At 37.6% G+C, this 21991-nt stretch carries 23 protein-coding genes; 13 read left to right on the forward strand and 10 right to left on the reverse strand.

Annotated features, from left to right (window positions below; genetic code table 11):
• The first annotated feature begins 151 nt into the window (after positions 1-151).
• Positions 152-808, forward strand: a complete 657-nt coding sequence (locus LUD75_RS02010) for a DUF4290 domain-containing protein (RefSeq protein WP_232704051.1) — start codon at positions 152-154, stop codon at positions 806-808.
• The gene (gene murA / locus LUD75_RS02015; protein ID WP_232704052.1) at positions 808-2121 is read left to right on the forward strand and encodes a UDP-N-acetylglucosamine 1-carboxyvinyltransferase; all 1314 of its coding nucleotides are present in this window, start codon (positions 808-810) and stop codon (positions 2119-2121) included. The genes LUD75_RS02010 and murA overlap by 1 nt, the downstream gene beginning before the upstream one ends.
• Positions 2122-2182: 61 nt before the next feature.
• Here murA and LUD75_RS02020 read toward each other — a convergent pair whose 3' ends face one another.
• Positions 2183-2494: an NIL domain-containing protein gene (locus tag LUD75_RS02020; RefSeq protein WP_232704053.1), complete on the reverse strand. Its 312-nt coding sequence runs from the start codon at positions 2492-2494 to the stop codon at positions 2183-2185.
• A gap of 120 nt (positions 2495-2614) precedes the next feature.
• Here LUD75_RS02020 and LUD75_RS02025 point away from each other — a divergent pair, with 120 nt between their 5' ends.
• Positions 2615-2935 (forward strand): hypothetical protein, encoded by a 321-nt coding sequence (locus LUD75_RS02025; protein WP_232704054.1) that lies wholly within the window; start codon positions 2615-2617, stop codon positions 2933-2935.
• 217 nt (positions 2936-3152) lie between these two features.
• On the opposite strand, the gene LUD75_RS02030 is transcribed toward LUD75_RS02025, so the two are convergent.
• Entirely contained in the window at positions 3153-3779 is a 627-nt protein-coding gene (locus tag LUD75_RS02030; RefSeq protein ID WP_232704055.1) for a YiiX/YebB-like N1pC/P60 family cysteine hydrolase, read from the reverse strand.
• A 359-nt stretch (positions 3780-4138) separates the two neighbouring features.
• On the opposite strand from LUD75_RS02030, the gene LUD75_RS02035 reads away from it, so the two are divergent.
• The 6 genes from LUD75_RS02035 (at position 4139) to proC (ending at position 9006) form a co-directional block, all read left to right on the forward strand.
• Complete coding sequence (locus LUD75_RS02035; RefSeq protein ID WP_232704056.1) at positions 4139-5341, forward strand: pyridoxal phosphate-dependent aminotransferase; 1203 nt, start codon at positions 4139-4141, stop codon at positions 5339-5341.
• Between the two features lie 17 nt (positions 5342-5358).
• Positions 5359-5802 carry a hypothetical protein gene (locus LUD75_RS02040; protein WP_232704057.1) on the forward strand — a complete coding sequence of 148 codons (444 nt, stop codon included), beginning with the start codon at positions 5359-5361 and terminating at the stop codon, positions 5800-5802.
• A complete protein-coding gene (murB, locus tag LUD75_RS02045) occupies positions 5802-6818 on the forward strand; it encodes a UDP-N-acetylmuramate dehydrogenase (RefSeq protein ID WP_232704058.1) in 1017 nt (338 codons plus the stop codon). Before LUD75_RS02040 ends, murB begins: the two co-directional genes overlap by 1 nt.
• A gap of 72 nt (positions 6819-6890) precedes the next feature.
• Positions 6891-7592 (forward strand): DsbA family oxidoreductase, encoded by a 702-nt coding sequence (locus tag LUD75_RS02050; protein ID WP_232704059.1) that lies wholly within the window; start codon positions 6891-6893, stop codon positions 7590-7592.
• A 20-nt stretch (positions 7593-7612) separates the two neighbouring features.
• Positions 7613-8113: a hypothetical protein gene (locus LUD75_RS02055; RefSeq protein WP_232704060.1), complete on the forward strand. Its 501-nt coding sequence runs from the start codon at positions 7613-7615 to the stop codon at positions 8111-8113.
• An 89-nt stretch (positions 8114-8202) separates the two neighbouring features.
• Positions 8203-9006, forward strand: a complete 804-nt coding sequence (gene proC, locus LUD75_RS02060; RefSeq protein WP_232704061.1) for a pyrroline-5-carboxylate reductase — start codon at positions 8203-8205, stop codon at positions 9004-9006.
• Positions 9007-9019: 13 nt separating this feature from the next.
• Here proC and LUD75_RS02065 read toward each other — a convergent pair whose 3' ends face one another.
• The 4 genes from LUD75_RS02065 to LUD75_RS02080 all read right to left on the reverse strand — a co-directional run bounded on the left by LUD75_RS02065 (position 9020) and on the right by LUD75_RS02080 (position 12955).
• On the reverse strand, positions 9020-9442 hold the full coding sequence (locus LUD75_RS02065) for a VanZ family protein (RefSeq protein WP_232704062.1): 423 nt from the start codon (positions 9440-9442) through the stop codon (positions 9020-9022).
• Positions 9443-9474: 32 nt separating this feature from the next.
• Positions 9475-10455, reverse strand: a complete 981-nt coding sequence (locus tag LUD75_RS02070; protein WP_232704063.1) for a transglutaminase family protein — start codon at positions 10453-10455, stop codon at positions 9475-9477.
• 57 nt (positions 10456-10512) lie between these two features.
• Positions 10513-11442 carry an alpha-E domain-containing protein gene (locus LUD75_RS02075; RefSeq protein WP_232704064.1) on the reverse strand — a complete coding sequence of 310 codons (930 nt, stop codon included), beginning with the start codon at positions 11440-11442 and terminating at the stop codon, positions 10513-10515.
• A 70-nt stretch (positions 11443-11512) separates the two neighbouring features.
• Complete coding sequence (locus tag LUD75_RS02080) at positions 11513-12955, reverse strand: circularly permuted type 2 ATP-grasp protein (protein ID WP_232704065.1); 1443 nt, start codon at positions 12953-12955, stop codon at positions 11513-11515.
• Positions 12956-13211: 256 nt separating this feature from the next.
• On the opposite strand from LUD75_RS02080, the gene LUD75_RS02085 reads away from it, so the two are divergent.
• On the forward strand, positions 13212-15413 hold the full coding sequence (locus tag LUD75_RS02085; protein ID WP_232704066.1) for a RelA/SpoT family protein: 2202 nt from the start codon (positions 13212-13214) through the stop codon (positions 15411-15413).
• Complete coding sequence (gene nhaA / locus LUD75_RS02090) at positions 15413-16576, forward strand: Na+/H+ antiporter NhaA (protein ID WP_232704067.1); 1164 nt, start codon at positions 15413-15415, stop codon at positions 16574-16576. The genes LUD75_RS02085 and nhaA overlap by 1 nt, the downstream gene beginning before the upstream one ends.
• Positions 16577-16791: 215 nt before the next feature.
• Here the strand turns inward: nhaA and LUD75_RS02095 are convergent, their stop codons facing one another.
• Positions 16792-17727: a YihY/virulence factor BrkB family protein gene (locus LUD75_RS02095; RefSeq protein WP_232704068.1), complete on the reverse strand. Its 936-nt coding sequence runs from the start codon at positions 17725-17727 to the stop codon at positions 16792-16794.
• A gap of 30 nt (positions 17728-17757) precedes the next feature.
• On the opposite strand from LUD75_RS02095, the gene LUD75_RS02100 reads away from it, so the two are divergent.
• Positions 17758-18231: a 23S rRNA (pseudouridine(1915)-N(3))-methyltransferase RlmH gene (locus LUD75_RS02100; RefSeq protein WP_232704069.1), complete on the forward strand. Its 474-nt coding sequence runs from the start codon at positions 17758-17760 to the stop codon at positions 18229-18231.
• Between the two features lie 222 nt (positions 18232-18453).
• Here LUD75_RS02100 and LUD75_RS02105 read toward each other — a convergent pair whose 3' ends face one another.
• Positions 18454-19014, reverse strand: a complete 561-nt coding sequence (locus LUD75_RS02105; protein ID WP_232704070.1) for a phosphatase PAP2 family protein — start codon at positions 19012-19014, stop codon at positions 18454-18456.
• Positions 19015-19019: 5 nt separating this feature from the next.
• Entirely contained in the window at positions 19020-19346 is a 327-nt protein-coding gene (locus tag LUD75_RS02110; protein ID WP_232704071.1) for a twin-arginine translocase TatA/TatE family subunit, read from the reverse strand.
• A gap of 149 nt (positions 19347-19495) precedes the next feature.
• On the opposite strand from LUD75_RS02110, the gene LUD75_RS02115 reads away from it, so the two are divergent.
• Positions 19496-20746, forward strand: a complete 1251-nt coding sequence (locus LUD75_RS02115; RefSeq protein WP_232704072.1) for a chloride channel protein — start codon at positions 19496-19498, stop codon at positions 20744-20746.
• Here LUD75_RS02115 and LUD75_RS02120 read toward each other — a convergent pair.
• Positions 20743-21960, reverse strand: coding sequence for a TCR/Tet family MFS transporter (locus LUD75_RS02120; RefSeq protein WP_232704073.1), 1218 nt, complete (start codon positions 21958-21960; stop codon positions 20743-20745). The two genes, LUD75_RS02115 and LUD75_RS02120, sit on opposite strands and share 4 nt — an antisense overlap.
• Between the last annotated feature and the right edge of the window lie 31 nt (positions 21961-21991).

The following is a 21991-nucleotide window of genomic DNA, read 5'->3' on the forward strand; positions in this document are numbered from 1 at the left end:
GAGAACCTCAGCCTGACATTCTCTAAAAAAGACTTCGGGAGCCTTAGTTTACAGCCATTATTCCATTCAGAGAAATATTAATCAAGAAAAAAATAAACACTCGTTTTTGAATTTCTGACTTTGAACACGAAATGTTTTATATTTGCACATTATGGATTATAATACCGACAGAACACAACTACTAATGCCCGAATATGGGCGCAACATACAGCAGCTGGTGGAGCATTGCAAAACCCTGCAAACCAAAGAAGAAAGAAATGAAATGGCGCTTGCTATCATCGAATTTATGGGACAAAGAAACCCGCATCTTCGCGATGAGGAAAATTATAAACACAAACTCTGGGATCATTTCTTTATTCTGGCAGACCACAATTTGGATGTAGATTCTCCTTATCCAATTCTTTCCGCTGAAGATCTTATTACAAAACCTAGAAAAATGGATTATCCTTCTTTGGATAACGCTTATAAATTCTACGGAAAAAGTATTCTTCAATTGATAGAAAAAGCAATTGCACTGGAAGAAGGCGACGAAAAAGAAGCCTTAACTCACGTGATTGCCAATAATATGAAAAAGTCCTACAATGTTTACAACAAGGAACACGTGCAGGATGACGTGATCTTCCGACATTTGAAGGAATTATCTAATAACAAACTGGATTTGACGAGTTTGGAATCTTTGGAAAGAAGCAAAATTTACTACGCTGCCAACAGAAATAACAACAATAGAAATCCAAATAATAACAGAAACAACCAAAATAACAACAACCGGAAAAACAATTTCCAAAACCATAAAAACAACAGAAGATAATGAGTGATGCGTTCGAAATAAGAGGAGGAAAAAAATTAAGCGGAGAGATCACACCACAAGGTGCGAAAAATGAAGCTTTACAAATCCTTTGCGCTGTTTTGCTAACCGAAGATGAGGTGCGAATCAGCAATATTCCGGATATTAAAGATGTCAACAAATTGATTGAGATCTTAGAAGACTTTAATGTAAAAGTTACTAAAAACGGAAAAGGAGATTACACTTTCAAAGCAGATGAAGTTAATTTCGATTATATAAAATCCAAAGAATTCAAAAAAGACGGCGCAAAACTGAGAGGTTCTGTAATGATCTTGGGTCCGATGCTGGCAAGATTTGGTGAAGCTTATTTGCCAACACCCGGAGGTGACAAAATCGGAAGAAGACGTTTGGACACGCATTTCCAAGGCTTTGTAGAATTGGGCGCTGAATTTTCTTACGATGAAGAGGAAGCTTTTTACTCTTTAAGAGCAAAAGAACTTAAAGGGAAATTTATTTTGTTGGAAGAAGCTTCTGTTACCGGAACTGCGAATATCGTGATGGCAGCAGTTTTGGCAAAAGGAAAAACCAGTATTTACAACGCGGCTTGCGAACCATATCTTCAGCAACTATGCAAAATGCTGAACAGAATGGGTGCGAATATCTCTGGAATTGGTTCCAATCTTCTAATTGTAGAAGGTGTTGACAAATTGAACGGAACAGACCACAGAATGTTACCAGATATGGTAGAGATCGGTTCTTGGATCGGGTTGGCTGCGATGACCAAATCGGAGATCACCATCAAGGATGTAAACTGGAATGAACTGGGCGTGATCCCAAATACTTTCAGAAAATTAGGAATTGAATTGGAACAAAGAGGCGATGATATCTATATTCCTTCTCAGGAGAATTACAAGATCCAGAAATTCATCGATGGCTCTATCTTGACTGTTTCAGATGCACCTTGGCCAGGATTTACTCCAGATCTTTTATCAATCATATTGGTTGTGGCAACTCAGGCCAAAGGTTCTGTTTTGATCCACCAAAAAATGTTCGAGAGCCGTTTGTTCTTCGTCGATAAATTGATCGATATGGGCGCACAGATCATCCTTTGCGATCCACACAGAGCAACCGTCATCGGAATGAATCAGGAAACACCATTGAGAGGAACGTCTATGGTTTCGCCAGACATCAGAGCAGGAAATGCTTTGTTGATCGCGGCACTTTCTGCAGAAGGAAAATCCATCATTCAAAACATCGAGCAGATCGATCGTGGTTATGAGAATATCGACGAAAGACTGAGAGCGATTGGCGCAGACATCAGAAGAATCGAACAATAACTAGTAATTTTTAGTTGTCAGCCGACAGCTTGATCATTTATAAAAAATTAAAGGAAGCTCATTATGAAGCTTCCTTTGTTTGTTGTAGGACCGGTATTTTGCAACTCATCAGTTTATATTCACCTAGGTAATTTTCGATCTTATCAATTTCGTCATCCGTGATCTTCAAAAGAAGTTTTACGTTGCCGAAGTTATTGCCATTCAGATATTCGATATGCGCGTTCACGATTTTGTAGCTGATCTTGTAATGATTGTAGATCGTGTAAAGCAGGATATCAAATCTTATTTTACCATTCAGTTCTATTTCCAGGATTATTTCCTTTGCGGGCTTTTGAAAGAAGCCTCCTTTCTGCGTTTCTTGTGGATAGATCATAATTGAATATTTTTTGGTGAGTTGATTTGTTATTTAAATTTATTTTGGATGGGAATCACAATGAATTGGTAGAGATAGCAGCCGACGCAAACCTTAAAAAAGCTTTCCAGACTGGCTAAGATGATCAGGAGAAACCCGACTGCGAAAGCCGGATCATACAATCCATTGAGCATTAATAAAAAAACCAATAATGTAAAAAGAGAACCCAATGCCGCCGCAAATCTTTTCGGTGCAGCGAAGATCGGTCTTCTTTTCAGTCCCAATATTTTCGAGATCGATCTTGAAAAAAGGGCTAAAGGACAAAGTGATAAGCCTAAAGCCCTCATAATAAAATCAAAAACTAAGAGTAAAACCAAATACGGCCACTTGAAAATAAGCGCGACCGCAAGAACAATGATTACCAAAAACGCAGTCGATCTAACTGTATTTTCGTCCGTGTAAAATTTATTTGTTTGCTTCATTGTTCTTAAAATTTTTAAATAAAAAAAGCTCTACCGGAAAGGTAAAGCTTATGACATATTCTCTCCTATCCAATGATTTACTTGGAGTTACACATTATGATTTGAGAGAAGATGCCTTTCATTTAATTCTAATTCTGTTGCAAATATATAAATTATTTAATTCCCACCAAATAAGTATGAATTAAATTTAAAAAATTTTATTTCAGTTCCCCAACTTTATCCAATTTTTCAGAAGCCGCCAATCCATTGGGATTACAGCCTGGCTCACCTTCCGGAACTTTCAGGTTTTTATTTTGATAGAATTTTTCCCAAAACGCATTGGTCGTTTTTGTTTTCGGGTCGATGAAAGTCATTGGTTCCAATGTGAAGATTTGATTTTCCCGAAATGCTCTTTCCACAAAATCCGAGCAGTAATAGGAATTTTCGTCCAAAATGTAATTAAAATTATAAGGTTTCCCAACCAAAGTTTCTGCCTTCAAAACAGAATTTGTGATTGACGATCTGTATTCTACTTTCAAACGATAAACATCAATCTTTTGTCCGAGTTTGGTTTGCTCTTTCAAAAAAGAATTGAGTTTTTGTTTCTGAGAACCGCCTTTTGGAGCAGCGTGCAGCACGTACAAATGCTCAGATTCCTTCTTCACAATCCCAATATGGTCGTACGAGGTTTTCTTTTCCGTTTGCGTCACATTGTTGATGGCGCCGGACAATCCCGTTTCCAAAGCAGGCACAAAAAGCAGATCACCGTTTTCCAAAATTGAGGTATTATAAGTTTTACAACTTAATGTCAAAAAGAACAAAAAAAGTAAAACAAAATTTTTCATTTGTAGATATTATTTCTTTCAGAAGTCAAATGCAATCGCTCAATCTTAAAAGATATTTCAAATACAAATCGTGGCGATTTCATAGCTGCAAAGATAATTGAAGATTCAAATTACAGAAAGTTTTTAATTGTTAATTTTTGGGCAGCTTTTTCCGCCTTCCACTCCCAATCTTTTTTGCACACGTTTTCCATTAAGTTGAAATTGAGTACACGCAAAAAAGGATTTCCGTTCAAGTCGGGCTACAGCTTCGCCATATTCACGATTTGTCACAAAATTATATTCTCTCGAATTTTGAAAACTATCAACTGACAACCGGCAACCAAAAAATCACTATTTTTGTATCCCAAAGTCAATAAACAATGCCGAAAATATCTCAGCGCGCACAACATATGCCCGCGTCTCCAGTTAGAAAATTAGTTCCGTTTGCAATTGCAGCAAAACAGAAAGGAATCAAAGTTTACCACCTAAATATCGGTCAGCCCGATATCGAAACACCCGAAACAGCGCTGGAAGCCATCAGAAACAATCATCTGAAAATCTACGAATATGCCCTTTCCGAAGGTAATCTTGAGTACAGAACTGCACTTAGAGATTATTACCATTCTTTAGGATTCACAGATCTTACGACAGAAAATTTCATCGTAACAAACGGCGGTTCCGAAGCTTTGAACTTCGCCATTTCCACACTTTGTGATGATGGAGACGAGATCATCATCCCAGAACCTTACTACGCCAACTACAATGGTTTTGCAGGAACTTTCAACATCAATATCGTGGCTGTTCCATCTACCATTGACACAGGATTTGCTTTGCCAGCAATTGAGGAATTTGAGAAGAGAATTACAGATAAAACAAGAGCGATCGTCATCTGTAATCCAGGAAATCCAACAGGCTATTTGTATTCAAGAGAAGAACTTCAGCAATTGGCAGAAATCGCAAAGAAACACGACATCGTCATTATTTCCGACGAGGTTTACAGAGAATATGTTTACGATGGAGAACAACAGATCTCTATGTTTGAGTTTCCAGAAGTGGCAGACAACGTCATCGTCATCGACTCTGAATCGAAAAGATATTCGATGTGTGGTGCAAGAATTGGCTGTTTGATCACGCGTTCCAAAAAAATCCACGACGCGGCAATTCTTTTTGCTCAGGCAAGATTGAGTCCAGTTCTATTGGGACAGATCGCTGCAACTGCGGCGCATAAAAATGATGCAGAATATATTGATAAAGTAAGAGAGGAATACAAACAGCGCCGTGACCTTTTGGTCGGATTATTGAATGAGATCCCAGGTGTGATCTGCCCAAAACCAAAAGGCGCATTTTACTGTGGTGTAGAATTGCCGGTGGATGACACAGAGAAGTTTGCACAATGGCTTTTGGAAAGCTATTCCAATAACGGTGAAACCGTAATGGTCGCGCCAATGGGTGGCTTCTACAGCAATCCTGAACTTGGAAAAAAACAAGTGAGAATCGCTTACGTTTTGAAACAGGGAGACCTGAAAAGAAGTGTTGAGATCCTGAAAGATGCGATCACCCAATACAATTCTGAATTTAATTAAAATAAAAAAATACAGTGATGAAAATTATCAAAATAGGATTCGTCCTTTCAGCAATCAGTTTGTTTTTGCTTAGCTGCAAAACAACTGCTCAAAGTACAAAAATCGAATCAATATCCTACACCCACACTTTTGGGAGAGGTGGTTCAACCTTCGTAACTGCAACCAAAGACTCTCTGGAATCTTCATCGAGAGGCGGAAGAACGACAGAGTTCCCAGCCATCAAAAAGAAAATCAATGCTACCGATTGGCAGAAATTGGTTGCGGGAATCAATTTATCAGTTCTCGACAAAACAATAAGTGGAGAAAGACGCGGCCATTACGATGGTCCGGACGAGATTTTCAGAATCAAAACTACAGAAAAAGAATACGAAATCTACAATGTTCCAGAAGAATCCGCAGGCTTCAAACAACTTGAAAAACTAAAGACCGATTTGGAAAATATGCTTCCGAAATATAAATAATGACAATCCAGGAAAACGTTTCTCTCAAACCTTACAATACTTTTGGCGTAGAAGCTTCTGCGAAATATTTTGCTGACGTCAATTCAGTAGAAGAACTCACAGAAACTCTCAAAATCTCAAAATCTCAAACACCCAAACTTTTTCTCGGTGGCGGAAGTAATTTGCTTTTGACGAAGGATTTTGATGGCTTAGTGATTAGACTGAATTTAAAAGGAATTACGGAGGAAACCATCAATGAAAATGAAGCTTTAGTCACTGCAAAAGCAGGAGAAAACTGGCATCAATTTGTGATGTTTTGTCTAGAGAAAAATTATGGTGGATTGGAAAATCTATCATTGATTCCGGGAAATGTTGGAACTTCTCCGATGCAAAATATTGGCGCTTACGGAACAGAAATCAAAGATGTTTTCGAATCTTGTAAAGTTCTGAATATTGAAACTTTAGAAATAGAAATTTTTAATCTGGAAAAATGTCGGTTCGGTTACAGAGATTCGATTTTCAAGCAAGAAGGCAAAGGGAAATATGTGATTTTGGAAGTGACTTTCCGATTGACTACAAAAACCCATAGAATTGATGTCGAATATGGCGCCATCCAATCGGAATTGGAAAATTTGGGAATCATTAATCCGACGATTCAAGATGTTTCCAGAGCGGTCATCAACATCAGACAAAGCAAATTACCCGACCCAAAAGAGATTGGAAACGCTGGAAGTTTCTTTAAAAATCCAACTATTCCGCTCACTCAATATGAAACTTTAAGACTAAAATTTGAAAATATTCCGGGTTATCCGAATGGCGATTTTGTAAAAGTCCCCGCCGGCTGGCTAATTGAACAGTGTGGTTGGAAAGGCAAACAAATCGGGAATGTGGCGTCACATAAACTTCAGGCGTTGGTCATCATCAATGCAACTGGGAATGCGACTGGAAAAGAGATTTTTGATTTCTCAACAATGATTATTGATTCCGTAAAACAAAAATATGGGATTGAGCTGGAACGGGAAGTGAATATTATTTAAAAATATCAGAAACCCTTCAGAGTTTGAAACTCTGAAGGGGTTGTAGAATTAGAAAATACTGAAAATAAAAAAATGAAAGTAGATATTTGGAGTGACACACGTTGTCCGTTTTGTTTCATCGGAAAAAGAAATTTTGAGAAAGCACTTCAGGTATTTTCTCAGAATGATAAAGTGGAAGTCAATTGGCATTCGTTCCAACTCGACCCCAATATGAAAACCGATTTGACCAAAAATCATTACGAATATCTGTCTGAAGTGAAAGGTTTTCCGATGTCTCAAATTATGCAAATGCACGAAAACCTGATTCAATCAGGGAAAAATGCTGGCATCGATTTTAATTTTGATGATGTGAAAGTTTCTAATTCTTTCAAAAGCCAAATGCTGATTCAACTCGCTAAAGAAAAAGGAAAAGCGAATGAAATGGAAGAACTTCTTTTTGAAGCTTATTTCCGATTGGGAAAAGATATCGACGATGTTGAAGTGCTTTCAGAAATTGGAAATAAAATCGGATTTTCAAATGAGGAAATCCAAAACGCTGTAAATTCTGAACAATTGTCGAAACTTGTAAACAACGATATTGCCGAAGCTTCCAATCTTGGAATCCGTGGTGTTCCGTTTTTTGTATTCAATCAAAAATATGCCATTTCGGGAGCTCAGCCAACGCATTTGTTTTCGGAGGTTTTGGAAAAAAGCTGGTCAGAATTTTCTGAAAACGATTCCAAATTAAAAATTATCGAAGAAGGTGATTCCTGTAAAATTGATGGAAATTGCTAAAACAAAGAACACGAATCTTAATGAGTAAAGAAAATTCATTAATCCTTTTAGCTTTAATTTTATTACCGATTTTTGTTCTGGCAAATGCAGGTTCTCCAATGATGTGGTTTGGATTCTTACATTTAATTTGGATAAACGCCATAATTGGAATTTATGAAAGTAAAACATTGACTTCTAAGTTCCATGTTTTAAATAGAAAATGGCTCATTGTTCTTGCGAATTATATTTCAATGTTTGTTGGATTATACTATATCGCTCCACATTTTTCTGAGCTTAGTGGAAATACTGATTTTTGGGGAGGAAAAACAAGATTAGGAGAATATGAATTAAAAGGTTTTGTAGTTGGAATGTTTGTTTCTTTTCTTGCTACTTTAATAATCGAATTTCCATTTTACTTACTCGCATTAAAACAGAAAATGAGAGGCTGGAATTTACTTAGACCTTTCATATTTGTAAACTTAACAACCAATTTAATAATGTTTATTATTTATTTCTTAATTGTATCCTTCGGAGCAAAATGAAAATAAATAAATTCTTAGCTTTACTATTAAATTAGCAAATTACGACAGTAAATTGTAATTCGTAAAAGATTTAAAACTAAAAAACACAAATGAAAATCGCAGTTTTAGGAGCAGGAAATATGGGAATTTCGTTTTCGAGGTCATTCTTGAAATATGAATTGATAAAACCTCAAAATCTCCATCTCATCACAAGAAATGAGAATAAAAAATCCAAACTCAAAGAATCCTTTCCAGACTCAGAAATATCGACGTTTGACGAAATCAACAATCTTGAAGCTGATTTAATTATCATCGCTGTAAAACCTCAGGATTTTACTTTCGTTGCGGAAAATTTACCTTTCAAAATTTCAGATAAATCTTTGGTCTTGTCGATAATGGCGGGAATTTCCATCGAAAAAATTCAGAAACTTTTGAATCACAAATTTGTGGTTCGCGCAATGCCAAATTCCCCTACGCTTCTGGGAATGGGAATCACGGGTTATACAGCGGCAGACGGAATTTCTTTTTCTGAATTAATGAATGTCGAGCGATTATTGAATTCCACCGGACGCTCTGTTTATTTGGAAGATGAAAGTCTTTTGGACGGCGTAACAGCACTTTCAGGAAGTGGACCAGCATATTTCTATTACATCATCGATGCGATGATAAAAGCTGGAACCGAAATGGGAATCGATGAAAATCTTTCGAAACTTTTCGTGAAACAGACAATGTTGGGCGCGTATCATCTCATTAATAATTCTGATAAATCTTTGGAAGAATTAATCAAAGACGTTGCTTCAAAAGGTGGAACAACGGAAGCTGCACTCAAAACTTTTGACGAAAACGAATTAAAATCAATCCTAAAAAAAGGAATTCTTGCTGCGGAAAATCGTGCTAAGGAACTGAATAAATAATTGTTGTTGGTTGTCAGTTGTTGGTTGATAGATTATTAAACTTAAAAAATTTGTAAAACCGAAAGCCAATTGCCACACCAATAGTATTCAGAATAATATCATCAATATCAAATACGCCAAGTCTGGTGAAATATTGAAGACTTTCTATGATGATAATTGCAGAAAGAAAGTTGATGATTAAAGTTTTAAAATCATTGAGTTTCGGAAAGACAATTCCAAGAAATCCAAAAGGCGTAAACATGATGATATTCCCGAAAACATTAGTGATAATCGTTTTCCACAGAATTGTTTCCTTCACAAAACTAAAAGTCGAAATCAGCGGTGACAGTCTTACAATATTGATATCATACTGACTTCTCCCGAATCCGAAAAACATCAGATACAAAAGAAAAATCGTGTAAAACGGAATTGTGATTTTATAAAACTTCTGAAACATTTCTGCAAAATTACAGAATCTAGCGTTCAAAATTACTGCTGCTGTTGTTGCTGTTGCTGAATTTCCAAAAACCGGCGGTAAGAATTGTTATCCAAAGTCTGCTCTATCACTTTCGGATTTTCTCGCACATACATTGGCACAATCGGTAAGCTGGTTTTTTCTTTGGTATTTTCATTTGTAATAATTACAGAAACGCTGAGAATATGATTGGAAAGACCTTTGTAAGTTCCCTTCACAGGCGTACAATCGTTGAAATCTCTTCCAATCGCAATTTTAATATGACGGTCGCTCACCCAACAATTATTCGTAGGGTCGTTCCCCAGCCAGCCATAACCCGGAATGTAAACCTCGACCCAGGCGTGCGTCGCACCTTCACCTCGAAGTTCCTGATTACTTGGACTAATGTAACCGCTCACATATCGCGAAGGAACGCCCAACATTCTCAACATCGCCAAAAGCAGATGCGCGAAATCCTGACAAACGCCGGCTTTCAATTTCCATATTTCGTCAATCTCGGTTTCATAATCCGTAACGCCCTGTTTATAGGCAAAATTCTCATAAATGTAAGTTGAAAGTTCCGTCGTGGTTTCCATCACAGACAACTCTGGTTTCGCAATATTTCTCACCGCTTCGAGAATCTCATCTTTACTTTCAATCTTTTCCTGACGCACAAAATCCACATAAGGAAAAACCTGACTTTGCTCTTTCACATCTTCCCACTGCATTTGGACATCCATATCTACAATCGGTAATTCGATTGGATAAGTTTCCACGACCAATTCTGATTTGATTTCAAGAAAATTATGTGGCTCTACAATGGTAAACACGCCGACTTTATTAGTAAAAAAATCAAAATAGAAATCAAGTTTGACATTAGGAAAAAGGCTCAATTTCTGACTGATGACTTCCTGAAAATCATTACTCAAAGGAGACAGGATAATTTGGTTCGCACTATCAGTAACGGGCGATGGATATTGGTATTTTGTAATATGTAAAACGTTGAAAACTGGCATAATATTAAGTTAGAGAGTTTGAGTGTTTTAGAGTTTAAATTAAATTGAAACAGATTTTCAGATTTTCAGAACCAATCCGAAGAAACTTTGATTAAAAATATTGACGACTTCGTAGACACCGGATTCTATCTTGGCAAGAAACTGCATTTTTTCATCTCTGCTTCTTGGATGTCTCGTGAATTGGACGTTCGCAATACATTTCCCAATGAAGAATTCCACAGATTCGTCCTTTTCCTCAGCATTGCTGTTGGCTTGTAAATGTTTGGCAAATTTTTCTATTTCCTGAAGACAATAAGTAATTGAATTTGGAAACAAAGGCTCATAAATAATCTGATAAAAAATCCTTTCCTTTTCCATTGTTCCGAGATTGTTCCGAAGATAAAAGTCGTAACCACTCACCGAACTCAGAAAATACCGCCAGCTGGAATAATCATTATCCAAAAGATCTTCGCCGTACAAAAGCCATTGTTTCCGGATGAGATTGATGCCGTTCAAAATCCTTTCCACATACTTTCCCAATTCGATAAAACAATAGCCAAAATCTCTCGCCACAGAATTGTCAATGACACCGTAATAGATCATTGCCTGCTTTACCAATGCATCAAAAACACTGATTGGATCGCCGTATTTTGCCTGTCGGATCAGACTTTGGTCTTTCATCTGGTGGTGAAAATCGTTGAGACATTGCCACACATCTTTGTTGATGTGATCCTGCGCACTTCTGCAATTTTCCCTTGCCCGGAAGATATTGTTTGCGATAGAAGAATCGTTCTCGATATCGAAAAGTGCTTTAGACAAAAGATTTCCAAAACTGTAATCGCCATCCTCGACTTTGATCTGATATTCATCACAAAAATTCTCCCAACTTTCTGTGGAAGCACCATCCTGATATGCAATGTATCGGGTATGGAAAACCTTGATCTGGAAATTCGACCGCTCCATATAACGGCTCATCCAGAAGATATTCTCTGCAACTCTACTTAACATTTTGTCATGGTGTTTGGTTGATGGTTTTTGGTTTTTAGATTTTTCATCATTTATAATTAATCATTTATAATTAGTCCACGACCCAAGTGTCTTTACTTCCGCCGCCTTGTGAGGAATTTACCACGATGGAACCTTCCTTCATCGCCACTCTTGTCAATCCGCCCGGAACGATGTCGATTCCGTCTGGACCATACAAAGCAAATGGTCGAAGATCGACGCGTCTTGGTTGCAAAATACCATTGATATAACAAGGCGAAGTTGATAATTTGATAATTGGTTGGGCGATATAATTTCTTGGATTAAGGTTGATCTGTTTGGTGAATTCTGCAATTTCTTCATCAGTTGCCACATCACCAATCAGCATTCCGTAACCGCCACTTTCATTGGTTTTCTTAATGACCATTTTGTCCATATTCTCGATAGCAAATTTCCGTTCGTCCATATTTTCCATTCGGTAGGTTGGAACGCTTTTCAATAGCGGTTCTTCGCCGAGATAATATCGGATCATATCGGGAACGTAAGAATAAATGGCTTTGTCGTCTGCAACGCCATTTCCCATTGCATTCACGATGATCACATTTCCTTTCCTGTAAGAATGATACAGGCCTGGAACACCCAAAACACTGGTCTTCTGAAAAACCAACGGATCCAAAAACTCATCATCAACCCTTCTGTAAATCACATCCACTTTTTTGAGACCTTTCGTCGTTTTCATATAGACCATATGATTTTGAATCACAAGGTCACGACCTTCTACCAACTCGATTCCCATTAATCTTGCAAGCGTTGTATGTTCAAAATAAGCTGAATTATAAATTCCCGGCGTCAGGAGAACTACATTTGGTTTTGCACTGATCTGCCTTCCAAGTGACAGTAGATTTTTAATTAATAAATCCGGATAATTATTAACTTGTTTAACTTTGATGTTCGGTAAAATATTGGGAAAAAGCCGGTAACTCATTTTACGGTTTTCCAGCATATAACTTACTCCGGAAGGCGTTCTGAGATTGTCTTCTAAAACATAATAACTTCCATCGTGATCTCTGATAAGGTCGATTCCGCTGATGTGCGTGTAGATATCAAAAGGAACATCTACATTGATCATTTCGCGAAGAAAATTCGGGCAACTATATATCAAGGACGAAGGAATAATCTCATCTTTTAAAATAAACTGCTGATGATAAACGTCTTTCAAAAATATATTTAAAGCTTTCAAACGCTGCTTGATTCCTTTTTCGATGAAATCCCACTCTGCAGCCTGGATGATCCTCGGAACAATATCAAAAGGAAATATTTTTTCAATACCTTCGCCGTCACTGTACACTGTAAAAGTAATTCCCTGAGTTAAAAAAAGCTTTTTGGCCAGTTCACTTTTCTGATCCATCTCAGTGACATCCAGTTTTTCAAATGAAGTCATGAATTCCTGATAGTGATTCCTGATAAAGTCATCCGACATCATCTCATCAAAAACACTTTCCAGAGGTCGATAATGATTCAGTAAATCTCCAGTCATATATTAGTTTTTATAAATATTACATCTAATATATAAATTTACAAGGGTAAAATCATAATATTTTATAATATTTATATTTTATACCTTAATTTATAGGGGTTAAAAATTTAAAATTATAAAATTAGATCAAAATTGTAGATTTAAATAAATACTGGTCTCAAATAATCGATTTGAAAAAATTTCTTCCTTCCAGACAAAATATCTCTTGACAATGGTCTTAATTTTTCATATATTCGTTAAGAGATAACATAAGCCGATGATCTACGATTTAGAGAAAGAAAACAAGGAAATCCTTGCCCGATATAAAGACCTCATTTCCAATACCTACCGTACTTTGGATGAGGAACAGAACAAGCTTATCCGAAAGGCTTTTGATATTGCTCTGGATGCACACAAAGATCAGCGGAGAAAAACCGGTGAGCCATACATCTATCATCCGATTGAAGTCGCAAAAATCGTAGCCAATGAAGTTGGTCTTGGCGCAACAAGTATAGCCTGCGCACTACTCCACGACGTTATCGAAGACTCCGAATACACTTACGAAGACCTTAATAAAATTTTCGGCAAAACCATTGCAGACATCGTCAGCGGATTGACGAAGATTTCGGTGATGAATCAGCAGAACATCTCTGTGCAGTCAGAAAATTACAGAAAATTACTGTTGACACTTTCCGAAGATTTCCGGGTGATTCTTATTAAGATCGCAGACAGACTTCATAATATGCGGACGCTGGACAGTATGCATCCGGTGAAGCAGAAAAAGATAGCGTCGGAAACCGCTTATATTTATGCGCCGCTTGCCCACAGATTCGGACTTTATTCCATCAAATCTGAGCTTGAAGATCTTTCTCTTAAATATAATAATCCGGATGTTTACAATGAGATTCTCAGCAAACTAGAAACAGCAAAAGAGTTTCGTGAAAAATATGTAGATGAATTTACCAAAGAAGTTTCCGAACAGCTGAAAGAAGAAAATCTCAACTTTACGATCAAAGGACGCGCAAAAGCCATCAGTTCCATCTATCGTAAAATGCAGAAACAGAATGTGACTTTTGAGGAAGTTTATGATAATTACGCCATCAGAATTATTTATAAATCCGATCCTCGAAATGAAAAATTTCTGGCCTGGAAAATATATTCCATCGTAACCGATCTTTACCAAAGCAATCCTTCCCGAATGCGTGACTGGATTTCCCAGCCAAGATCTACAGGCTACGAAAGTCTCCATCTCACCGTAATGGGTCCGGACAAAAAATGGATCGAAGTACAAATCCGCTCCGAAAGGATGAATGAGATTGCAGAAAAAGGAGTTGCTGCACATTACAAATACAAAGAAGGTTACAGAAAAAACACCGATGATCAACGATTTGAAAATTGGGTAACGGAAATCCGTGATGTTCTGGAACAACAACAAAACCTGAGCACGTCTGAACTTCTTGATAATATTAAACTCAATCTTTACTCAAAAGAAGTTTTTGTCTTTACGCCAAAAGGTGAAATCAAAATTTTACCGACTGGCGCAACAGCATTGGATTTTGCGTTCTCAGTTCACTCAGACTTAGGAACAAAATGTCTTGGGGCGAAGATTAACGGAAAACTGGTTCCAATCAGTTACGTACTCCAAAATGGAGATCAGATCGATATTCTTTCTTCTCAAAACCAAAAACCGAAACCGGACTGGCTGGATTTTGTAGTGACTTCCAAAGCCAAATCGAAGATCAAGAATATTCTTAACTCAGAAAAAAACTTAAACACAACAGAAGGCAAAGAAATTCTGCAAAGAAAAATGCGCCACGCAAAACTGAATTTTTCTGATGAAGAAATCAATGGCCTGCAAAAATCTCTGAACCTGAAAACATCACAAGATCTTTTCCTAGGTTTCCAAAACGGCACTTTTGACATCGGCGACATCAAAAGATATGCGGACGGAAAAAGCATTCTTAGTAATCTTTTCCAGCGATTCAGAAAGACTTCCAACAAAGAGGAATACATTGAAAAAGTAGATTCCAACCTCGATATGATCGTTTTTGGAAAAGATGAGGAAAAACTAAACTATTCTTTTGCGAAGTGCTGTACGGTAATTCCAGGCGACAAAATCTTCGGATTCATTACCATATCGGACGGAATTAAAATTCATAATGACAGCTGTCCGAATGCTATTAACCTAAGAGCCAATTACGATTACAGAGTTTTGCAGGCGAAGTGGGTGAATGCAGAAAGTTTCAAAAACAGAATTAAAATCGAGATCGAAGGCTTGGACAGAATTGGAATGATCAATGACATTACGGCCGTTATCAGTGGTTCTATGAATATGGATATGAAGAGTATGAGCATCTCTTCAAACGACGGTATTTTCACCGGAAACATCAACCTTGAAGTGAAAAACAAGAGCCAACTGGAAGAGACTTTCAAACAGCTGAAAAGCATCAATGGCGTTTCTAAAGTGAAAAGGACTTAATGATTTTATCCAAATATTTCCAGCAATTTTTTCACAACAGCAAAAGCTCGGGGATTGTTCTGATCGTTTTTGTTTTGATTTCTTTATTAATTGCAAACAGTTCATTATCATTAAGTTTTCAAAATTTATTAGATTCGAAATTTGGTTTTGAGTCGTTGCATCTTGATTATTCGGTTTCCGTTTGGATCAATGATGGATTGATGGCAATCTTCTTCCTGTTAGTTGGTTTAGAAATAAAAAGAGAATTGTTGGAAGGTGAACTGTCCGACATCAAAAAAGCCAGCCTTCCAATCTTTGCAGCTGTTGGCGGAATGTTGATTCCAGCCTTAATTTATTTCATTTTCAATCACAACACACATTACAAAAACGGATGGGCAATTCCGATGGCGACGGATATTGCGTTTTCTCTGGCGATAATTTCACTGCTGGGAAAAAGCGTTCCAAATTCTTTAAAAATATTTCTAAGCGCACTGGCAATTGTCGATGATTTGGGAGCAATTCTGGTCATCGCATTATTTTATACAGATCAGATCGATTGGCTGTCATTAGGAATTTGCGCGGGAATTACAATGCTCTTAATTATTTTGAATAAATCCGGTGTCAATAAACTAATTTTCTATTTAATTCCCGGACTTTTTCTTTGGTATTTTATGCACCATTCGGGAATTCACGCTACGATTGCAGGCGTAATTTTAGCATTCACCATTCCTACAAATATTTCAGAAACTGAGATTTCTCCTTTAAAAAAACTGGAAGCGAAACTTCACATTCCTGTCAGCTTTTTGATTATGCCTTTATTCGCTTTGGCTAATACAAATATTACTTTTCAGAAAGAGATTTTCGAAGGTTTTATAAATCCTTTAAGCTTGGGAATTATCGGCGGATTATTCCTAGGAAAAGTTTTGGGAATTAACCTGTTTTCGATGATTGCCATCAAGTTAAAATGGGCTGCATTACCGACATTTTCCGGCTGGCGCGAAATGATTGGCGTAGGATTTCTGGCCGGAATTGGCTTTACGATGTCGATTTTCGTTTCGCTCCTGGCATTTCCAAATGAAATTGAGATTCAGAATATTGCAAAAATCAGCATTTTAATTGCTTCTGTTTTATCAGGTATTGTGGGATATTTTATTTTGAAATCCAATAAAAAAACCTCTCAATAATTAAAGTGAAAGGCTTGTTATTTTAATCTCTTTTAGAAGCATTTTTCTTTTCTCTTTTTGCTTCTTTCTTTTCTTTTGCTGTTTTCAAAGGCTCTTTTTTCACTGCCTTTTTTACGTCCTGACCTTTTGCCATAATGATTATATTTTGGTGTTTGTTGCTTTTAAGTATTGTAAATATAATGATTTTTGGATTTAAAACTAAGTTTAAATTTCAATTAAAATTCATTAATCGTTCTCATCTCATCCCGAACAATCTTCTCAAGCTTCACTTTTTTGATAGCCAGATTCAGTTCATTTCCCATTAAGACCAAAAATACATTCACATTCACCCAGACCATCACCAAAATAATGGAACCGATAGATCCGTAAAGCACATTGTAACGGGCAATATTAGAAACATAAATTGCAAAAAAATAAGTCAGCAAAACGAATAAAACTGTGGTCAAAACTGCGCCAGGAAAAGCTTCTCTGATTCTTGTGATTTTCAGACAGCCAACCCAATAAAATAAAGTCAGCAGCGCAAAATAAAATATCGGAAAAGAAACGAAACTGATGATTTTGGTAAGGTTTTTCGTAAACCAGGTGATGTCATAAGTCGGCGTATAAAGTTTCAGAACAACCTCGCTGTAGTATATTCCGAAGATTGAAATACAGACCAACGAAAGGAAACAAATCGTCACCAGCATCGCTAGAAGGTATTCTTTCACAAAAGTTCTTGAGAGTTCCGTATTTCTATTAAATCCATTAATTAAAGTAAAACAACCGTTGGTCGCGAAAACGAAAGACAGTAGAATTGTCAGATTACTAATCGATTTCATATTCGGGATGATGCTTTCCTGAATGTAACTCGTGACATCACTCTGCATATGAGAAGGGAAAACTCTGGGCATCAAAACTTCGAAAATATAAAACTGAAGTTTGTCGTAATGCGGCATAAACGGCAAAACAGACAAAAAGAACAGAATCATCGGAAACAGACTCAGGAAAAAGTTCCAGGAAATACTCGCAGCCTGCCTCCCCAAAGGATTTTTGAAAATCGCATCAGAATAGATCGAGAACATTTTCCACAGAGAAATTCCCAAAACCGGAATATGAATCCCGTCGAAAAAGTTTTTGATATTCAGGAAAAAACGCTGTATTTTTTTTGCCATTCATTTATCTTTGCCGCACAAATATAGTAAATGCGTATTAATTTGATCTGTATTGGGAAAACGGATGACAAAGAAATCATCTCTCTCATCAAATATTATCTTCTCCGAATCCCGAAACACTGGAACTTCGAACTTATCGAAATGCCTGATATCAAGAATGCCAAAAACCTGACACCTGACCAATTGAAGAAAGAGGAAGCCAAATTATTCCTCAATCAAATGGAGTCTTCGGAGCTCGTCATTCTCCTGGACGAAAAAGGAAAGCAATTCACAAGCCGCGAATTCTCAGAAAAAATCGATTTCTGGTTGGGAAGCTCTGTAAAGAAAGTGAATATTCTAATTGGCGGCGCCTATGGTTTTTCGGAAGAAATCTATCAAAGGTCAAATGAGAAAATCTCTTTATCAAAAATGACTTTCACACATCAGATGATCAGATTATTTTTCGTGGAACAGATTTACAGAGCTGCGACTATTTTGCAAGGGAAACCTTATCACAATGACTGAGATTATAAGCGATGGGTGATCAGTGATAATAAATTTAGTTAGTTGTTTAAAACGAATATTACTCCGGGATAAAAGTTAAAACACAATTCGATTGCGAAAACCCATAGCCCCGATAGAAACGGCATCCTTTTTTGTCTTTCTTGAAATGTTCTATTGATAAACCATCTTCGAAGACAAAAAAGATATAGTGGATAGCGGGATTAAGCTCCTAAAAATAATGATCTAAACCGACTGTTTATTCACAACTTTCTTTGCAAGATTTGCCAAAACACCACCCAGCAGGAATCCAACAGCTGCACCAAATGCAATATCAAAAGGAAAATGAACACCGAGATAAATCCGGCTGTAAGAAACGATACTTGCCCAAATGAACAATATATAAGGTAGATATCGATAATTCTTCCCAATAAGAATCGTGAGGAAGCTGAACAGGAAAAAGGAATTCGATGAGTGTGAGGAATAAAATCCGTAGTTCCCGCCGCAGATGACCATCCGCATATGAGGAATCAGCGCATCTGTGTGGCAAGGCCTGAACCGTTCGATGCCGTGTTTGAAAATCCCGGCCAACTGATCAGAAATCGTAATACCAATCGTGATAAATATTAAGACAAAAAGTAATTTTTTGAGCGGAAAACTTTTGTAAAGTAAATAAAGTAGAATGGCGTAAAATGGAATCCAGAACCATTTCCCGGTGACCGTGAGCCAAAAAGGATCAAAGGTGGAATTGCCCAAACCATTAAGGAAAAGAAGAAGCTGCTGGTCTTTTTCGATCAATCCGTTCATAAAAATTATCGGCTTACTGGTCCTTCGTGAGAATCGTCTTCGGAAAGATCTATTTTCTTTGGAGTTTCTTCATTAATGAAAGTCTCGGTTTTGCTGTCAGACAGAGGGTTGTAATCTTGGGCAGATTTCTTCACGTTATCGATCTCTTTTTTGATCTCAGAAAGCGGATTATCGGCTTCTTTCATAATTTCGGTTTTGATATCGTCCACCGCGCCACGCATCTTGCGCACGCCTTCTCCAAGACCTCTTGCGATCTCGGGCAATTTATCGGGGCCGAACAAAACAACAATCGCCAAAGCAATCATCAGCATTTCTCCAATACTCAATTCCATTTCACAAAATTAAGCAAAGATTTAGAAAAGTGATATACAGAACATTATTAAATTTATTATAAAATTGATAAAAAGAGAAATGTCACCTTCTGTCCCAAAAGTTTCCGGACATTTTATCGTAAATTTGTGACCATTAAGAGTTTAGGAAAATGAAAAGACAGAAAGTACAGGCGCACAATTATTTGAAATTAATCACATCATCATTATTCATCGCAATTATTGCATCCTGCCTTGCACTTTCACTCAAAAAAATTACAGAATATTTTCAGGAACACATCTTCGAATTTGCGGAGAAAAACAATTCTTATCTCTTTATCATTCTTCCGACGATCGGAATCACTGCTATTTATTTTTTAAGAAAATATCTCTTTAAAAACAGGAAGAACAAAGGCATCACGGAGATTTACAAAACTGTGGATCAGCGGAAAGATCATCTTCCTTTCTTTAAAATTCCGTCACACTATTTCAATGGTTTTTTAACGGTAATCTTTGGCGGATCTACCGGAATCGAGGTTTCTACAGTTGTTGCAACGGCCACGGTCGGGAATTCGGTTTACGAGAAAGAATTTGCAGCCAATGTTTACAAGCTGGAATTGATTTGTGCAGGTGTAGTTGCCGGTGTTGGCGTCCTTTTCGGAAATCCGATGGTTGGTTTTCTGTTTGCTTTGGAAGTGATTGCGAGGAAATTCAGCAAGACTTTGCTCATCAGCTGTTCTGCATCTGCGCTGTTATCTTGGCTTTTTCTTTACTTTTTCCCCTCAACTTCATTGATTAGTTTACCCGTTACCGAATGGCATTGGATCGCGGTTCCGTTTATGGTGGTTTTAAGTTTACTCAGCGGAACATTGTCTGTCTATTTCACAGTCCTTGTCATTAAAATGAAAGAATTCTTTTCTGGAATCAACAACAATTTCATTAGAGTCAATCTCGGTGCTTTGGCAGTTGGAACTTTGATTTGCATATTTCCATTTCTATACGGTGACAGTTATCATTCGTTAAACGAATTAATCATTCATCCACAAAGCTATTCACTGCTGTTTCTTTTTGCTTTGATTTTATTGAAGCCCTTAGCATCGTCTCTTACACTAGGCGCTGGTGGCGACGGTGGTGTGTTTGCTCCGAGTATTGTTGTGGGTGCTTACTTAGGATTGGCGTTTGCAATAGCGTGCAACACCTTCTTCGGAACGTCTTTGATCTTGATCAATTTCGTTTTGGTAGGAATCGCCGCCACATTATCTGCTGCAATCTACGCACCTTTTACCGCATTAATATTGACCTGCAGTCTGGTACCAAACGGTTACGCATTGTTCTTCCCTATTTTGTTGGGATGTATTTTAGCTCAGAAAACAGCTCAGAGAATTTTACCTTACAATGTTTACACTTACGCTCCGAAAGCTTAAGATTTCTTTCCTTTAAAACTAATCGAAACAAAATAAATACTCACCGCGAACAGCAGGAACGCCAAAAAGAACGGCGCACCAGGAAACAGAAAAGGTGCATTTTTATGCGTGAAGTAATAGAACAGATTCGTCATCAATGGCGGCCCAATAATAGAAGTCGCACTCATCAGACTTGTCAATGCACCTTGTAGCTCGCCTTGTTCGTTGGATGGAATATTCTTGGTGATAATCGATTGCAAAGCCGGACCACAAATCCCACCCAGACAGTACGGAATCGTGAAAACCAACATCATCCAACCTTCCGTCGCAAAAGCATAAAGCAACATTCCAACAGCGTAAAGCATCAATCCATAAAAGATACTTTTCTGATCGCCGATTTTCGGGTTGATCCATCTTATCAAAACACCTTGCACCAAACCTACAAGCAAACCAACAACACCAAGAGAAATCCCCACCATTCGCTCATCCCAATCAAATCGGTACATTGTGTAGAAACTCCAGTTGCTTTGGACGGCGTGTCCGCCAATATAAATCAGGATCAAAGCTGTTGTAAGTGCCGAGATCTCGGGATGTTTTTTCAGGAATTTGAAAGATCCGATCGGGTTTGCTCTTTTCCAACTGAACTCCCGTCGGTTTTCTTTGGACAAACTTTCAGGCAGCACGAAGTAGCCATAAATAAAATTGATCATACACAAAACCGCCGCCGCATAGAACGGAACTCTTGCTCCATAATGCCCCAAAACGCCACCCAAAACAGGCCCGATGATAAACCCAAGACCAAACGCCGCCCCGATCATCCCGAAGTTCTTCGCACGGTCTTCATCAGTGGAAATATCCGCAATGTATGCACTTGCCGTTGTGATACTTGCGCCGGTAATTCCCGCAATGATTCTTCCTACAAACAACCACCAGATACTTGGTGCCAAGGCTAGAAAAATATAATCTACAGAGAATCCAAATAAAGAAAGCAGGATCACTGGTCGCCGCCCGTATTTATCACTCAGATTGCCTACGAATGGCGAGAAAACAAACTGTATAAAGGCGTAGGCAAAACTCAGCCAGCCGCCATATTTCGCTGCCTCGCTGATGTCTGCGTGGATCAGTTCTTCTATCAGTTTCGGGACAACGGGAATGATGATTCCCCAGCCTGTAATATCTATCAGCAGCGTGATAAAAATGAAACCAATGGCAGCAGATTTTTGATTTGTTTTCATGCTTGCGAAGATAGGAATTTTTTGATTTTAC

Origin of the sequence: Epilithonimonas sp. JDS, from assembly GCF_021261315.1 — a bacterium.
Classification (GTDB): Bacteria; Bacteroidota; Bacteroidia; order Flavobacteriales; family Weeksellaceae; genus Epilithonimonas.

What these genes read in the sequence shown, in the direction of transcription:
- LUD75_RS02010 (WP_232704051.1), top strand. Translation starts at nt 152, where the DNA reads ATGGATTATAATACCGACAGAACACAACTACTAATGCCCGAATATGGG.
- murA (WP_232704052.1), top strand. Translation starts at nt 808, where the DNA reads ATGAGTGATGCGTTCGAAATAAGAGGAGGAAAAAAATTAAGCGGAGAG.
- LUD75_RS02020 (WP_232704053.1), bottom strand. Translation starts at nt 2,494, where the DNA reads ATGATCTATCCACAAGAAACGCAGAAAGGAGGCTTCTTTCAAAAGCCC.
- LUD75_RS02025 (WP_232704054.1), top strand. Translation starts at nt 2,615, where the DNA reads ATGATCAGGAGAAACCCGACTGCGAAAGCCGGATCATACAATCCATTG.
- LUD75_RS02030 (WP_232704055.1), bottom strand. Translation starts at nt 3,779, where the DNA reads ATGAAAAATTTTGTTTTACTTTTTTTGTTCTTTTTGACATTAAGTTGT.
- LUD75_RS02035 (WP_232704056.1), top strand. Translation starts at nt 4,139, where the DNA reads ATGCCGAAAATATCTCAGCGCGCACAACATATGCCCGCGTCTCCAGTT.
- LUD75_RS02040 (WP_232704057.1), top strand. Translation starts at nt 5,359, where the DNA reads ATGAAAATTATCAAAATAGGATTCGTCCTTTCAGCAATCAGTTTGTTT.
- murB (WP_232704058.1), top strand. Translation starts at nt 5,802, where the DNA reads ATGACAATCCAGGAAAACGTTTCTCTCAAACCTTACAATACTTTTGGC.
- LUD75_RS02050 (WP_232704059.1), top strand. Translation starts at nt 6,891, where the DNA reads ATGAAAGTAGATATTTGGAGTGACACACGTTGTCCGTTTTGTTTCATC.
- LUD75_RS02055 (WP_232704060.1), top strand. Translation starts at nt 7,613, where the DNA reads ATGAGTAAAGAAAATTCATTAATCCTTTTAGCTTTAATTTTATTACCG.
- proC (WP_232704061.1), top strand. Translation starts at nt 8,203, where the DNA reads ATGAAAATCGCAGTTTTAGGAGCAGGAAATATGGGAATTTCGTTTTCG.
- LUD75_RS02065 (WP_232704062.1), bottom strand. Translation starts at nt 9,442, where the DNA reads ATGTTTCAGAAGTTTTATAAAATCACAATTCCGTTTTACACGATTTTT.
- LUD75_RS02070 (WP_232704063.1), bottom strand. Translation starts at nt 10,455, where the DNA reads ATGCCAGTTTTCAACGTTTTACATATTACAAAATACCAATATCCATCG.
- LUD75_RS02075 (WP_232704064.1), bottom strand. Translation starts at nt 11,442, where the DNA reads ATGTTAAGTAGAGTTGCAGAGAATATCTTCTGGATGAGCCGTTATATG.
- LUD75_RS02080 (WP_232704065.1), bottom strand. Translation starts at nt 12,955, where the DNA reads ATGACTGGAGATTTACTGAATCATTATCGACCTCTGGAAAGTGTTTTT.
- LUD75_RS02085 (WP_232704066.1), top strand. Translation starts at nt 13,212, where the DNA reads ATGATCTACGATTTAGAGAAAGAAAACAAGGAAATCCTTGCCCGATAT.
- nhaA (WP_232704067.1), top strand. Translation starts at nt 15,413, where the DNA reads ATGATTTTATCCAAATATTTCCAGCAATTTTTTCACAACAGCAAAAGC.
- LUD75_RS02095 (WP_232704068.1), bottom strand. Translation starts at nt 17,727, where the DNA reads ATGGCAAAAAAAATACAGCGTTTTTTCCTGAATATCAAAAACTTTTTC.
- LUD75_RS02100 (WP_232704069.1), top strand. Translation starts at nt 17,758, where the DNA reads ATGCGTATTAATTTGATCTGTATTGGGAAAACGGATGACAAAGAAATC.
- LUD75_RS02105 (WP_232704070.1), bottom strand. Translation starts at nt 19,014, where the DNA reads ATGAACGGATTGATCGAAAAAGACCAGCAGCTTCTTCTTTTCCTTAAT.
- LUD75_RS02110 (WP_232704071.1), bottom strand. Translation starts at nt 19,346, where the DNA reads ATGGAATTGAGTATTGGAGAAATGCTGATGATTGCTTTGGCGATTGTT.
- LUD75_RS02115 (WP_232704072.1), top strand. Translation starts at nt 19,496, where the DNA reads ATGAAAAGACAGAAAGTACAGGCGCACAATTATTTGAAATTAATCACA.
- LUD75_RS02120 (WP_232704073.1), bottom strand. Translation starts at nt 21,960, where the DNA reads ATGAAAACAAATCAAAAATCTGCTGCCATTGGTTTCATTTTTATCACG.